We start from the raw sequence: 13,976 nt of genomic DNA, 5'->3' as shown, positions 1-13,976 counted from the left end.
CAATGCTAAGTTATTGTCACATATTGAGTTATCTGTCCTGACTAAAATAAATCTAACAGTTCTTGGTTGGACTCTATGGGGAGTTCGGATTAACTCTATAACATATTGAAAGGAAACAGCATTGAGCGCTCAATGGACAAGAGAAGAACTAAAAGCCGCAGTGGAAGCATATATTCAGATGCGTTCTGACGAAGCTAATGGCATTCATTTCGTTAAAAAGCACATCTATTCAGAACTAGCTAGTCGTTTTGGGCGTACCGAAAAATCATTTGAATTTCGAATGCAGAATATCTCTTATGTCTACTCACTTATGGGACGAGAATGGATTTCCGGTCTAAAACCCGCGAAAAATATTGGTTCAAAAAATGCGGCAGAAATCGAAAGCCTAATATCTGAAATTGAAGGACAAAACCTCCCCGAAGTGGTCGAGTTTGAAGCTCAAGTCATATCATATAAATCAAAGGAAAACCTTTCCAAACCAGATGGCGTCAAAGAACCGAGAAAAACACATACGCAAGTAACAAGTTTCGATAGAGACCCAAAAGTTAAAGCCTGGATTCTTGTAGAGGCATCAGGAAAATGTGAATGCTGTGGCTCTGAAGCGCCCTTCACAACTGCTGATGGCGAGCCTTTCATTGAGATTCATCACCTTCGCCGTTTGGCTGACGGTGGCTCGGATACCATAACCAATGCAGTTGCTTTATGCCCAAACTGCCACAGAGAAATTCACTACGGAATGAATAGATCTGAATTAAAAAAATCAATGTATAAAAAACTATCGAGACTTGTACAAGAGTAAAGGTATTACAAGTCAATCAAGTTCGCGCCTCCAGCCCCCAGATCCTGGCGTATTGCCGAGTAAGGAAAAATATTGAGTATCGTAAAGTCTATATCGTTTGCTGTTGCGGGGGTGATCCTAATGGCTTCATCGGCCAGTGCTGAGGTTGGTGTGCGTCTCGAGTATGGTAATCCTGGCGATGCGGCAGAGCAGGCGGTGAGAGAGGAGCTTATCGCATCGAGTGTCATAGACTCGGGCGCTAGCTTTATCAATGACCACTTCAAACTCGCAGAGCCCCTTGTGGTTGCCTTCGGCGGTGATGATGGCCCGCTGTTTGATGGCGAGAGCGGCAGCATAATGCTCCCCTATGCATTCGTTGACGAGGTCAGGCACAGATTCAAGCGGGCTAACTATGATAAGACTGGCGTGACGCCTGAGCAGGCGACGGATGATGCCTTGTTGCACACCCTGTTTCACGAGTTTGCCCACGCCCTCATCGACATGTATCAGCTGCCTGTTCTCGGAAAAGAGGAAGATGCCGCCGACGCCCTCGCCACAACGCTACTCGTCGAGTTTTTCGATGATGGTCAGGAGATTGCGTTAAGCGCCGCGGATCTGTTTGATATCGAGAGTGACGACAGAGAAGTGCTTGAAGATGAAAACTTTTGGGACGAGCACAGCCTGGACGATCAACGCTACTTTACGACCCTATGTCACGTCTACGGCAGCGCCCCCGACAAGTACGCAACCATAGTTAAAGAGGGGCTACTAGGGGAAGAGAGGGCCGAGCTATGCATCGAAGAATACGCCGCCATTTCACGCAGCTGGCTGTCAATACTGGAGCCTTACATCAAGGCCAACGAAACGGAAAAGCTCAGCCAGTAGAGGTGGTGAGCGCCCCTAAACATCACCTAGGCAAAACGCACCTGGTCGGGTGAGCTGTCGGCGCTTTAAGGGATGGAGTATATAAATTATCCAACTTGCCAGCTCCCCTATCTTACATCATCGGCTAAGCACTTTAGCTAACAGCTTAAGAAGCAAAGCTATCACTAAGGCTCTAAATTGGTTAGCGTATACTAAGCTTGGCTTATTCCTTCCGTCACTTGAAAGATAAGAGTCCAGCTCACAACGGACAGGCCGAGTCGTGCAACCCAGGCAGTAAAGGAAATCGAATGACCGACAAATTTCAGCAGCTTGCAGACAAGATAGATGCCGCCCTACTCACAGGCGATAACACCGCCATTGCGACCATCTTAGCCGATATAGCCAGCGCCGAAATCGCCAGGCTGCTGGAGTCCCTGCCACCTAAGGAGAGACTAAGCGTCTGGGCCCAGGTTGGCCCCAAGCGCTGCGCCAAGGTGCTCCTGGCCCTGCCACAGCCCCAGCGCCGGGCGCTCATTCAACATACGGATGAAGCCAAGCTGATCGCCGGTCTTAGCCAGATGCAGATGGATGAGCTGGCAGATATCGACGCCGACCTACCCATGCCAGTGGTCTCGGCCATGGTGCAGGCGATGGACTCCCAGCGCAGACAGAGATACGAGCTAGTCAGAGACTACCCCGACCAGAGCGCCGGCGGCCTGATGGATGTGGATATCAGCGCCCTGCGCGCCGATGTCTCAATAAAAGCCGCGCTGCGCTATCTGCGCCGCCTGCGTCAGCGCGAAGGCCAGCTGCCAGAACATTTGGACAGCCTTATGGTGGTTGACAGAAACAACACCCTGGTCGGCATCATCCCCCTGAGTCTGCTGGTTTCCAGCGAGATGGACACTAGCTTAAGCGAGCTGATGTCCACTGAGATCACCAGCTTTACCCCTGAGATGTCCGCCAGCAAGGTAGCACAAGTCTTTAAAGACAAAGATCTGCTGTCGGCCCCCGTGGTGGACGGTGAGCACAAGTTGATTGGCCGCATCACAGTGGATGATGTGATCGACGTGATCCAGGATGAAGCCGACAAGGCCCTCTATTCCCAGGCGGGTCTGAACAATCACCCAGACCTGTTTGCCCCCATAGTACGCAGCGCCAGCCGCCGGGCACTCTGGCTCGGCATCAACCTGCTCACAGCCTTTCTGGCGGCCTGGGTGATCGGCCTGTTCGAGGCGGCTATCGAGAAGGTGGTTGCCCTCGCCGTGCTCATGCCCGTGGTGGCCAGCATGGGCGGCGTCGCCGGCAGCCAGACCCTCACCATGGTGACCCGAGGCCTGGCACTGGATCAGATCAATCGTAATAACATCATCAAGTTGATTGGCCACGAGTTTGGTATCGGCGCGCTCAATGCCCTGCTGTGGGCATCCTTGGTCGCCTTCATCGCCCTCAAGTGGTTTGGCGACTGGCAGCTGGGGCTGGTGTTTGGTCTCGCCATGGTGATAGTGCTGATCACCGGCGTGTTGGCGGGCGCCAGCATCCCTGTGCTGCTGAAGAAGATAGGGATAGATCCGGCGCTGGCGGGCGGCGTGGTGCTGACCACAGTCACAGATGTGGTGGGCTTCTTCGCCTTCTTAGGATTGGCGACCCTGTTCATGCTTTAACGCTGACTATTCAGCGGCTTTATCCTCAGAGTTGCCTCGCTGGGCCTTGACTATCTTAAGCTCGCCATCCAGATGTAGATCCCGCTGAGGAAAGGCGATCACTATGCCGGCCTGGGTAAACAGCTTGTAGATGCGAAAACGGATGTCGCTGCGGATCCGGCGAATGTCCGCCTCTGTGTTGGCACACACCCAGAAGATGCCATCGAAGATGAGTGCGTTATCACCAAAGTCTTCGAAGATGGCGACCGGAGACGGCGTAGTTAAGATCTCCTCATGCTCATCCAGGGTCTGTTTGATGATATCCGCCACCCGCTCTACATCCGACCCATAGGCAACCCCCACCCTCACGGTCGAACGGGCGATGTTGTCTATCAGGGTCCAGTTGGTGACGGTATTTTCCAGCAGCTGGCTGTTGGGCACCAGCATATGCACTCCGTCGTTGCGGCGGATCAGAGTCGAACGGGTATTAATGCTCTCCACCACCCCCTTGGTCTCGCCTATCTCCAGAAAATCGCCGATGCGGATCGGCCGCTCCCACATCAAAATCCAGCCGCTGATGAAGTTGTTGATGATGTTCTGCGCGCCGAAACCGACACCGATTGCCACGGCGCCCGAGACGAAGGCGAAGGCCTTAATGGGAATATTGAGGATCTCCAGGCTGGTCACCAGGATGATGGCGATCGCCAGGATGAGATAGATACGGGAGAAGAGATGCACCGCATCCGGGGCGACCTTACGGGCCAACAGGGCGCGGCGGATCAGCTTGCCAATGCGAGTCACGATAAGCCAAGCCAGCAGCAAAAGCAGCGGCACCTGTAACACCTGAGACACGGTGATCGCCGAGTCTCCGTAGGTGAAGAGAACGAATGATAAGATCTCTTTAATATCCTGCCAGCTCATGCCCCGCCCCTCACTTTGCGCCGTTCATTGAGTATAACAGCCGGAGCGAAAAGCGTGATTTAGCCATCGTGGTCAATCACTTGGGCAGTGCAGCTCTCTAAGTTAAATACTGAGCCAAAGCACGGCTACCAGAAAGAGCATGGCACCCGAGAGACGATTGAGCCACTGGCCCCTGCCGCGCTGCCGAAGGAAGCTCGAGAGCCGTCGACCACCATAGGCATAGAGCAGCAAACAGGCAAACTCTATGACCACCACCAGCGTCAGCAAGACTAGCGTCTGGGTCATCAAAGGCTGCTCGGGACGAATAAAGGGTGGCAGCAGCGTCATCAGAAAGGCCCAAGCCTTAGGATTAGAGATCGCGGCGGAGAAGCCACTCAATGCCAGTGCCCCCGGCGATGATTGCGACGCACTCTCCACCTTAATGGCACTATAAGGCGAGCGCCAACTCTTCACCCCGAGATAGATGAGATAGGCTGCCCCAAGGTATTTCACCATCAGCAGCAACCATTCATGACGGCTAAGCAAGTTGCTGATACCGACAAGCGCCAAGGTGGCGATCGACGCGATGCCCACCAACACGCCGAGCATCATCCACAGGGTTCGACGCACGCCTATGTTAGCTCCGAGCGTCATTGCCAGCATCATGCAGATCCCAGGTGAAACCGACATCAGAAAGAAGGTCAACATAAAAACCAGTAACCATGAGAAATCCACAGAGTCTCTCCCTATCCTGAGTTAAGCCTGAATGTCGTCTGGCGTCGCAACCAGCCCGTGCACTGAGAGCAGATATTCAAGTCCCTTAGCGTTGAAGCCATTGAGACTCAGCCGCTTTCGACTAAAGGGCGGGTTAATCAACTTAGTGCGGGTCGACACCCGGTTGAACCAGTCGGGATTACCCAAAGCCGCACTGCCCACGGCAACCATGTCGGCCCCCAGATGCAACGCCTGTTGGGCACTGAGGCCATCGACAATCTTGCCCGCTACCATCAAAGGAATATCACCGATAAAGCCTTCACGAATATTCGCCAGCAGGAAACTCCCCTCGCCTTCATCCGGCGCCTTAAAGCTGTCCCCCATGGAGAAGTGCAGATAGTCGATATCTTGCTCGGCAAGGATATTGGCAACCTCCATCTGATGGCTCAGCGCTATGCCACGCACATTGGCATAGCTTTCCGGTGACAGACGAACGCCGACGATAAAGTTACGGGGCAGACGACGGCGGATCTCTGCGATGATGTCGCGCAGTAACTTGGTACGCTTATAGACGCTGCCGCCCCATTCGTCGCTACGCTGGTTGAGGGTCGGATTGAGAAAATTACACAGCAGAAAATTGTGGGCGCCGTGGAGTTCTATGCCATCCAATCCCGCCTCAAAGGCCCGCTGCGCCGAATGAACGAAGGCCTCCTTTAGCTCGGCGATCTGTTCGCCGCTCATCTCCTGTACCCCGAGCGGATAGCGTCCACCCGGTGGGATGGCAGAGGGCCCCATTGGTGCACGGCTATTTAACTCCACCGAGGCGCGTACGCCACCGTGATGCAACTGCACTAGGGTCAGCACCTCATGTCCCCTGGCCATCTCGGCCACCTTGGCAAACTGTCCCTGCTGATAATCGCTCATCAGACCGGGCTGCCCCTGCCAGCAGCGCCCGCCGGTCTGAACCTGGGTGGCGGCCAAGATCAGGGTGCCGAACCCGCCCCGGGCACACAGGCTAAGCCAGGCCATCTCGTCGCTGCTGAGATCGCCATTATCTTCGCTCATGTTGTGGGTCAGTGGGGCCAGAACCGTCTTGTTTTTCGCGCTCTTACCTGCGCGGCAAAACAGCTGGGGATGGGTAAAGCTTGTCGTCACCATAGTAGATATTCCACACCATTAAACTCATGGCGCCTACTGTACACCACTCCTTGTGGCGATATAATCAGGTAAATTAGCAAGAGTAAATTTCCCAATAGGAAATAATAACTGTGAAGAGTAAGCTAGATACCATCTACCTGATGAAACTATTTGCCGCCATTGTCCACCGCGGATCCTTTGCTGCCGCGGCCGCACAGCTGTCGATCACCCCGAGCAAGGCCTCTAAGGATATTCAATACCTGGAAAGCCTGCTCGATACCCGACTGTTGCAGCGCAGTACCCGCCATGTAACCACCACGGACGCCGGCGAACTCTTCTATCGCAAGTCCCAGGAGATCCTCGAGCTCAACGACGAACTGCTCGACAACCTGAGTCACCAAAAGACCCAGCTTGGCGGCGAGCTGCGCCTGACCGCCCCCAAGCTCTGGGGCGAACGCATACTGACCCCCATCATCTTGGCCTTCAAGCGTCATCATCCCGATGTGCGCATCAAGGCCAGCTTCTCCAACGAACACAGCGACCTTCACAGAGACAAGCTACACATCGCCTTTCGCAGCACACAGATCACCACAGAGCCTTACCTGGCGCGGCTGATCGCAAAAGATGAATCTATACTTTGCGCCAGCCAAGACTATCTGAGTCGACATGCCGCCCCGCCGACCCCTGAGGCGCTGGCTGAACACAAGATGATCCTCCTCAGCAGCAGAGACAAGGTATTCGATCGCATCAAGCTGCTACGCACTAACCATAGTGCCATGCAGAGTATTGAACAGCGACTGGACGGCGAACTCACTTTTAACAATAAGAGCGCCATCTACCAGGCGGTCAAGGCTGGATTAGGCATCGCCGTACTGCCTAAATATCTGATCGATGCCGACCTGCGGCGGGGCGATTTGGTGACCATACTGCCCGACTACCAACTTGCGTCAGCCAACTTCTACGCCCTCTACAGCCATAGGCGAAAAGACTCGGCGCTGATCAACCTGTTTATCGACTTCGTGATCGCCGAGCTTCCCCACGCACAGCCTAAAGTCGATTAGAGAGAATCCCTAGAAATCAAGATGGCAAAATAGTTACAGAGCTAATTAAACTACTCCCCATAGTTAAACTCTGTCAGCCTAAACTTCCCTTAGCTATATAAGGGTCGACAGCGCGCAAGAAGCATACACAATCGGCCTCAGTCATGGACAACAACCCAGGCACTACAGGGTAAGTGCTAACCATTCGCTCAGCCGTCATTGAGTCATCAACATGACCAACGAGACTATGGACATGATTTGTCCCAAACCACAGCTCCAGCCAAGCTGCTGATAATTGATTGTTGGTTGTTTTTCACACAAAGGTAAGACTAATCCCATAACAGCACTAGGTGTATTGCCGCTTCATATTTTTATTTCGGTGTCCACTTATCACGCCTCAACTTCAGTAACCGCAAGGGCTACAGAGGATTAGATGAAGGTACGACTAAGCATTATCTCTGGATTCAGGGTGGAAAAACAGATCGATTGAGTGTTAATATAGTTCGAGTACTAACTATTAGTTGTGTAATTAATTTTTCATAAGAAACACTCACTTCGCTCGGGAGGGCACTATGTCGTCAGACAATGCAACGGAAGAAAATCTCATCTCACAGGTGTGGCAAACCGCCCGCCGCAAGGCCACTTACGCCATGCAACTCACCTGTCTTTTCGCCATCTTAAGTACCTATCTTTTTGTCATGTTGAAACCCGGTGGGATTCAAAATAACAAAGCGTTAGGAGGCCACTAACTCAATGCATTATTTAACCTACATCTCCCTCGCTATCTATTTTCTTGCCATGTTGGCCATAGGCCTGTTTGCCTACCGCCGTTCGACCGATGATGTGTCGGGCTACATCTTGGGCGGCAGACAGGTGAGCCCTCAGGTCACCGCCCTCTCAGCCGGTGCGTCCGACATGAGTGGCTGGATGCTGATGGGTCTGCCCGGTGCCATGTTCCTGGTAGGCTTCGAGACCATCTATATCGCCTTGGGCTTGTTACTTGGCGCCCTGGTGAACTATCTGATCGTCGCGCCTAAGCTGAGGGTCTATACCGAGGTGGCCAACAACGCGCTGACGATTCCGGAATTTTTCGCCAAGCGCTTTCATGACCCCAGCTGCAATGTACGCATCATCTCTGCGGCCATCATAGTGATCTTCTTTACCCTCTACACCTCGGCAGGCCTGGTGGCGGGCGGTAAGCTGTTCGAGTCGGCCTTCGAGGTCAACTACGAGCTGGGATTGGTGATCACCCTAGGGGTCGTCGTCTCCTACACCCTGCTCGGCGGCTTCCTGGCCGTCAGCCTGACCGACTTCGTCCAGGGTTGTATCATGTTTGTCGCGCTGATCTTAGTGCCCGTGGTGGCCTATCAGGAGTTCAGCAACGCCGATAAGATGATGAACTTCGCCTACGAGTCTATCCCTCATTTCGGCGAGGCGATGCAAAACGTCACCCTGCTGGGACTGATCTCTGCGCTCTCCTGGGGCCTGGGTTACTTTGGTCAGCCCCATATCATAGTGCGCTTCATGGCGATCCGTAGCGTGTCTGACATCAAGACGGCCAAGAACATCGGCATGAGCTGGATGACGGTCACCATCATAGGCGCCCTGGCCACCGGCCTGGTGGGTATCGCCTATGCCAACAAGTTCGACATGAAACTGAGCGATCCTGAGACCATCTTCATCGTCTTCTCTGAGTTGTTGTTCCACCCCTTGATCAGCGGCTTCCTACTCGCGGCGATCTTGGCGGCCATCATGAGCACCATCTCGTCTCAGCTACTGGTGTCATCCAGCTCGCTGACCGAAGATATCTACCGCGTGGTGTCGAAGAAGGAGGCCAGCGAAGAGGAGATGGTGAAACTGGGACGGTTCGGTGTAGCCGGGGTGGCCATAGTCGCCAGCCTACTGGCACTGGATCGCTCCAACAGCATTCTGTCACTGGTGAGTAATGCCTGGGCCGGCTTCGGCGCCGCCTTCGGTCCGCTGGTGCTGTTTAGCCTGTACAAGAAGAACCTGACCCATAAGGCTGCCGTAGCCGGTATCGTCGCCGGTGCCGCCACCGTACTCTTCTGGATCTACGCGCCAGTGCTGCCCGAGGGTAAGGCACTGAGCTCCATGCTCTATGAAATGATCCCTGGCTTTATGGCCAGCAGCCTGGTGATCTGGGGCGTGAGCGCCTTAGATGGCGACCCTTGTGAAAACACCATAGAAACCTTCGATGAGGCCGGGCGTCAACTAGCCGAGCAGAGATAAGGCGGGGGAAACATGGCAAACATACACTGGAAACGCATCGTCGTTAAGGTGGGTAGTGCCCTGATCGCGCCCCATAAGCAAGGATGCAGCAGCCACTATCTGCTGGGTATCGCCCAATTTATCGCTAACTGCCGCGCCCAAGGCGTCCAGGTCGTCCTGGTCTCCTCTGGATCGGTGGCCGCCGGCTGGCACCGACTGGGTGACGTCAAACAGCCAAGCGTATCACAGAAGAAGGCGATGGCCGCCGCGGGCCAGGCCGATATGATGGCCACCTGGGATAAGTTATTCGACTTTCCCTCGGCCCAGCTGCTGGTTACCCATGGCGATCTCAGGGATCGCGAGCGTTACATCAGCATCAAGAACACCCTGTTTAGCCTGCTGGACCACGGCCTGCTGCCCATAGTCAACGAGAACGATGCGGTCACCACAGACACACTGCGTGTCGGTGACAACGACAACCTGTCGGCCATGGTCGCGGCGGCGGCCGATGCCGACGCCCTGATCATCTGCTCCGACGTTAACGGGCTCTACACCAAGAATCCCCAGCTGCACGATGATGCCAAGCTGATCAAACAGGTGAACGAGATCAATGAAGCCATCTACGCCATGGCTGGCGGCGCCACCAGCGAGGTCGGCACCGGCGGCATGCGCACCAAGATAGAGGCGGCCGAGAAGGCGATCGCCCACGGCATAGAGACGGTGATCATCAACGGCTTCGACCCCGATGCCTTCAACCGTCTGCTCAAGGGGCAAAACCCGGGCACCCTGTTCACCCCGTTCGACCAGCCCATGCAGGAACATGTGCACTGGATGACCCACACCTCACAGGCCCAGGGCGAAGTGATTGTCGAAGATAACTTCGACGCCCCCCTGGACGACCAGGAGACGCAACTGACCAGCGACGATGTGGTGGCCGTAAAAGGCAACTTTTCCGTCGGTGACACCATCTTAGTGCGCAAAGGCGATGGCACTAAGCTGGCGAAGGCCCAGGCCAATTACAGCAGTTGCTTATTGAGTTTTATCGCCAAGCAACCGGACCGTGCCTTTGCCCACGATGTCGAGCAGCAAACCGGTCCCATCTTAAGCGATGAGAACATCGCCATATTGGAGTAAATATGAGCATAATTGAAACCCTATCTAGGGATGCCGCCCAGGCCGCCAAGACGCTGGCTCAGGTCGACACCCAAACCAAGAACACCATCTTACTGGACATAGCACGCAGCCTGCGGGACAACAGCTTCGAGATCCGCAGCGCTAACCTTATCGACCTCGCCAGCGCCGAGCAGGCGGGGCTGAGCCACGCCATGATAGACAGACTCACCCTGGACGGAGATCGCATCGAGGCGATGGCCCAGGGAATAGAGAACATCGCCACCCTGCCCGACCCTATCGGTGCCCAGCGCGACCTGAGTACCCGTCCTAACGGCCTGAGCATCAGCAAGATGCGGGTGCCGCTCGGCGTGGTGTGCATGATCTATGAGGCGCGCCCCAACGTTACCGCCGATGCCGGCGCCCTCTGCTTCAAATCGGGCAATGCGGTCATCTTAAGAGGCGGCAAGGAGGCGCTGCACACCAGCAAGGTGATCGCCGCCGTGCTGCAGAAGATCCTCAAACAATATGGCCTGCCGGCCTCGCTAATTGCCGTGGTGCCAGACCCAGACCGCGCCCTGCTGATGGAGCTGATGCAGCAACGTGACACCATAGACGTCATCATCCCCCGCGGTGGTGAAGGCCTGATCAACTTCGTCACCGAACACAGCAAGGTGCCTGTTATTCAGCACTTTAAGGGTGTCTGCCACCTGTATGTGGATAAGGATGCGGACCTGGACAAGGCACTGGCCCTGCTGCTGAACGGCAAGACCCAACGCACCGGCGTGTGTAACGCCCTCGAGGGTCTGCTGGTACACAGCGAGGTAGCCCCTAAGTTTCTCGCCATGGCGGCCACCGCGCTGGCCAAGCACCAGGTGAAGATCAACTGCTGCGCCAATACCCAGCAATACTTCGCGGCCGCCCAGGTGATCAGCGATGAGGCGTTTGGCCAGGAGTATCTGGATCTTGAACTCGCCGTGCGTCAGGTGAAGGACTTTGACCAGGCCGTTGCCCATATTCATCGCTTCGGCAGCCGCCATACCGAGGTGATCTGCACCGAAAACGAGCTGACCGCCAAACGCTTTCAGCGCACGGTCGACGCCTCAGTGGTCATGGTCAACGCCTCGTCACGCTTCTCCGACGGCGGCGAGCTGGGGCTGGGCGCCGAGATCGGCATAGCCACCACTAAGCTGCATGCTTACGGCCCCATGGGGCTGGAGTCCCTCACCACGGAGAAATACCTGGTCAATGGCGACGGTCAGATCCGCGCCTAAAAACATTCATAGGAGGCCCAACATCTCTTATCAAGACCCGGGGTTAAATCCCCAGTTACGCATCGCCTTCATCGGCGGCGGCAACATGGCCAGCGCCATCATTCGCGGCCTGATCAAGCACGGCCACAGGAGCGCACATATCCTGGTCTGTGCCCCCAGCCAGCGCACACGCAGCCGCCTGGTGCAGGATTTTAATGTCAGGGTGCACTCGGATAACAGCGCCGCGGTGGCCTTTGCCGACATCATCATACTGGCGGTGAAACCCTTCATCGTCCCCTTGGTGTGTGACGAGTTACGCCCCCTGCTTGGGCAAGTTAATAACGGCAGAAGTGAGCAAAAATTGCTGATCTCCATCGCGGCAGGGCTAACCCATGCCAGCATCTCAGACAAGCTGCCCCAAAATGTTCAGCTGGTCTGCGCCATGCCCAACCTGCCAACGGCCATCGGCAAGGGACTCACCGGTCTCTATGTGCCGGGCCACCTGGACAGACAGGCCGTCGATGATGCCGAGCAGTTGATGCGCGCCGTCGGCGATACCGTCTGGCTCGAAGATGAGCAGCAAATGGCCAGCATAGTGGCTACCGCCGGCAGTTCGCCCGCCTACTTCTTCCTGTTTTTAGAGGCGATGGAGAAGGCCGCCATCGCCCAGGGGCTGCCAGCCAAGACCGCCAGCAAGGCGGTGCTGCAGAGCGCCATAGGCGCCGTCTCTATGGCGATGGCCAGCAAGGAGGGGCTCGCTAATCTACGCCATCAGGTCACCTCCCCTAAGGGCACCACTGAGCAAGCGGTGCTGGCCTTTCAGCATGGGGATCTCGATGCCTTAGTCGCCAGGGCGATGGACAGCGCCGCCCGCCGGGCCAAGGAGCTGGCGCTCGGCTAAGCCGCTCCTTTTGCTGTACCGCTAAAGCGAAGAGGCGCGCTCATTTGAGCGCGCCTCTTGTTTAGTCGCCTTGAAGCGTCTATTTTGCCATGCAGTTGGCGTAGTAGGTCACGGTCGCCGGCCAGTCGCTAAACACGCCGATCACCCCAACATCCTTCGCCAGCACATCCAGCAGCTCGAAGGCCTTGCCTTCATCCTTGATCGCCTCAGTGATGCTCTGATAGTACCAGCCGCCGCCCTGGGTCAGCAGGCCCGAGCGTTCCAGGGTCCAGGTGATGATCTTAAGGCCCGCCGCATTGGCCGCCTTGGCATATTCCGACGGCACTATCTTGCCCTCGTCGTCCAGCGTAACCAATACCCAGAGGGGCGGCGCGATGATCTGCACGCCATCACCAGCCAGGCTATCCATGCCGGGTGACCAGGTGCTGCTGTCCTGAGGATCGAAGTCGCTCAGATCGTATCTGTCATCCAGGTAGACCGCCTGCTGACCAAACTCGGGCGCATTGGCAATCCAATATTTCACGTCATCGAGGTTGAACGACTGGGGATAGACGCTAGATGGCGAGACACCGGCCGCCTGATACTCATCCAGCATCATCTGGGCATAGTCTGCTTGCGTCATGCCATCAAACGGCATGGTCACGCTCGGCGCCTTCAGCTCTGGGGTCATCTTGACGCCCGCCGCCTTAAACATGGCGATGCTCTCGGCGTGGGTCATCAGGGTGCCCTCGCCGGCGTAGAGATCCGTGCGCCAGCTTTCGGTGCCCGCCATATACTCTTGCACATTGGTGGCCTTAGGGTTGGCGCCATCCATCTTGCCCTTGAGGCGCTTGAAATCTGCCAGCGTAATATCGCTGGTACAACAGGTGGCACTGGCGCTCACGCCGTTAACGGCATCAGCCGGGGTGAAGGGCGCGCTACACTTGGCGGCGATATCATCGATGGCCAGAATATTAGTAGTAGTGGCCAGGTCACACTGGGAGTGGCGGCACACCAGCGCCTTGTCGGCAGTAAAGGTCACGTCACACTCCACCACACCGGCGCCCGAGTCGATGGCCGCCTGGTAAGACTCTTTCGTATGCTCGGGAAACTGCATCGCCGCGCCGCGATGGCCGATGGCAAAGTCGCTGCGATAGAAAGGCCCCTGACGGCATTGCTCCAGCTGACTCTTAAGCTCACCGTCGACCATCTGATCCACCAGAAACAGGGGACGAACACTCACCTGGGCAGGAACCTGCTTATCGATACCCATCACTTTGATGAGGGGATTGCTCGGTTCCTGGTTGTCATCATCATTGCTATTACAAGCCGCCAGGCTGAGGCTTCCCAGTAGGATGCCCGCTAAGGCAGTTAGATTAGCTGATTGAATTCGCACTTTATTATTCCCTTAATTAACCATAGTCGGCC

13 protein-coding genes are annotated in these 13,976 nt (G+C 55.7%); 9 read left to right on the top strand and 4 right to left on the bottom strand.

Features of this window, described 5'->3' with window-relative positions; all coding sequences use genetic code 11:
• The first annotated feature begins 121 nt into the window (after positions 1-121).
• The 3 genes from K0H81_RS04540 to mgtE all read left to right on the top strand — a co-directional run bounded on the left by K0H81_RS04540 (position 122) and on the right by mgtE (position 3,306).
• Entirely contained in the window at positions 122-799 is a 678-nt protein-coding gene (locus tag K0H81_RS04540; RefSeq protein WP_220060060.1) for an HNH endonuclease, read from the top strand.
• Positions 800-919: 120 nt separating this feature from the next.
• Positions 920-1,663, top strand: a complete 744-nt coding sequence (locus tag K0H81_RS04535) for a DUF4344 domain-containing metallopeptidase (protein WP_220060059.1) — start codon at positions 920-922, stop codon at positions 1,661-1,663.
• 287 nt (positions 1,664-1,950) lie between these two features.
• Positions 1,951-3,306 carry a magnesium transporter gene (gene mgtE, locus K0H81_RS04530; RefSeq protein ID WP_220060058.1) on the top strand — a complete coding sequence of 452 codons (1,356 nt, stop codon included), beginning with the start codon at positions 1,951-1,953 and terminating at the stop codon, positions 3,304-3,306.
• 6 nt (positions 3,307-3,312) lie between these two features.
• Here the strand turns inward: mgtE and K0H81_RS04525 are convergent, their stop codons facing one another.
• The 3 genes from K0H81_RS04525 to K0H81_RS04515 form a co-directional block, all read right to left on the bottom strand.
• On the bottom strand, positions 3,313-4,206 hold the full coding sequence (locus K0H81_RS04525) for a mechanosensitive ion channel family protein (protein ID WP_220060057.1): 894 nt from the start codon (positions 4,204-4,206) through the stop codon (positions 3,313-3,315).
• Between the two features lie 102 nt (positions 4,207-4,308).
• Positions 4,309-4,893, bottom strand: coding sequence for a LysE family translocator (locus K0H81_RS04520; RefSeq protein WP_258406385.1), 585 nt, complete (start codon positions 4,891-4,893; stop codon positions 4,309-4,311).
• Positions 4,894-4,941: 48 nt separating this feature from the next.
• Positions 4,942-6,057 (bottom strand): NADH:flavin oxidoreductase, encoded by a 1,116-nt coding sequence (locus K0H81_RS04515; protein ID WP_220060055.1) that lies wholly within the window; start codon positions 6,055-6,057, stop codon positions 4,942-4,944.
• Positions 6,058-6,167: 110 nt separating this feature from the next.
• On the opposite strand from K0H81_RS04515, the gene K0H81_RS04510 reads away from it, so the two are divergent.
• The 6 genes from K0H81_RS04510 to proC all read left to right on the top strand — a co-directional run bounded on the left by K0H81_RS04510 (position 6,168) and on the right by proC (position 12,569).
• Entirely contained in the window at positions 6,168-7,097 is a 930-nt protein-coding gene (locus tag K0H81_RS04510) for a LysR family transcriptional regulator (RefSeq protein ID WP_220060054.1), read from the top strand.
• A 551-nt stretch (positions 7,098-7,648) separates the two neighbouring features.
• A complete protein-coding gene (locus K0H81_RS04505) occupies positions 7,649-7,825 on the top strand; it encodes a hypothetical protein (protein ID WP_186300604.1) in 177 nt (58 codons plus the stop codon).
• A 4-nt stretch (positions 7,826-7,829) separates the two neighbouring features.
• A complete protein-coding gene (gene putP / locus K0H81_RS04500) occupies positions 7,830-9,326 on the top strand; it encodes a sodium/proline symporter PutP (RefSeq protein ID WP_011866809.1) in 1,497 nt (498 codons plus the stop codon).
• Between the two features lie 12 nt (positions 9,327-9,338).
• A complete protein-coding gene (proB, locus tag K0H81_RS04495) occupies positions 9,339-10,439 on the top strand; it encodes a glutamate 5-kinase (RefSeq protein WP_011866810.1) in 1,101 nt (366 codons plus the stop codon).
• A gap of 2 nt (positions 10,440-10,441) precedes the next feature.
• On the top strand, positions 10,442-11,689 hold the full coding sequence (locus tag K0H81_RS04490) for a glutamate-5-semialdehyde dehydrogenase (RefSeq protein WP_220060053.1): 1,248 nt from the start codon (positions 10,442-10,444) through the stop codon (positions 11,687-11,689).
• Positions 11,664-12,569, top strand: a complete 906-nt coding sequence (gene proC / locus K0H81_RS04485) for a pyrroline-5-carboxylate reductase (RefSeq protein ID WP_258406384.1) — start codon at positions 11,664-11,666, stop codon at positions 12,567-12,569. The genes K0H81_RS04490 and proC overlap by 26 nt, the downstream gene beginning before the upstream one ends.
• A gap of 79 nt (positions 12,570-12,648) precedes the next feature.
• Here the strand turns inward: proC and K0H81_RS04480 are convergent, their stop codons facing one another.
• Positions 12,649-13,944, bottom strand: a complete 1,296-nt coding sequence (locus K0H81_RS04480) for a glycerophosphodiester phosphodiesterase family protein (RefSeq protein ID WP_220060052.1) — start codon at positions 13,942-13,944, stop codon at positions 12,649-12,651.
• Between the last annotated feature and the right edge of the window lie 32 nt (positions 13,945-13,976).

It is taken from the genome of Shewanella halotolerans (assembly GCF_019457535.1).
Lineage (GTDB): Bacteria > Pseudomonadota > Gammaproteobacteria > Enterobacterales > Shewanellaceae > Shewanella > Shewanella halotolerans.
This window is presented reverse-complemented; position numbering and strand designations above follow the sequence as displayed.

Coding starts and splice junctions, on each gene's coding strand:
- K0H81_RS04535 (WP_220060059.1), top strand. CDS start 920: ATGGCTTCATCGGCCAGTGCTGAGGTTGGTGTGCGTCTCGAGTATGGT.
- mgtE (WP_220060058.1), top strand. CDS start 1,951: ATGACCGACAAATTTCAGCAGCTTGCAGACAAGATAGATGCCGCCCTA.
- K0H81_RS04525 (WP_220060057.1), bottom strand. CDS start 4,206: ATGAGCTGGCAGGATATTAAAGAGATCTTATCATTCGTTCTCTTCACC.
- K0H81_RS04520 (WP_258406385.1), bottom strand. CDS start 4,893: ATGTTGACCTTCTTTCTGATGTCGGTTTCACCTGGGATCTGCATGATG.
- K0H81_RS04515 (WP_220060055.1), bottom strand. CDS start 6,057: ATGGTGACGACAAGCTTTACCCATCCCCAGCTGTTTTGCCGCGCAGGT.
- K0H81_RS04505 (WP_186300604.1), top strand. CDS start 7,649: ATGTCGTCAGACAATGCAACGGAAGAAAATCTCATCTCACAGGTGTGG.
- putP (WP_011866809.1), top strand. CDS start 7,830: ATGCATTATTTAACCTACATCTCCCTCGCTATCTATTTTCTTGCCATG.
- proB (WP_011866810.1), top strand. CDS start 9,339: ATGGCAAACATACACTGGAAACGCATCGTCGTTAAGGTGGGTAGTGCC.
- K0H81_RS04490 (WP_220060053.1), top strand. CDS start 10,442: ATGAGCATAATTGAAACCCTATCTAGGGATGCCGCCCAGGCCGCCAAG.
- proC (WP_258406384.1), top strand. CDS start 11,664: ATGGCGACGGTCAGATCCGCGCCTAAAAACATTCATAGGAGGCCCAAC.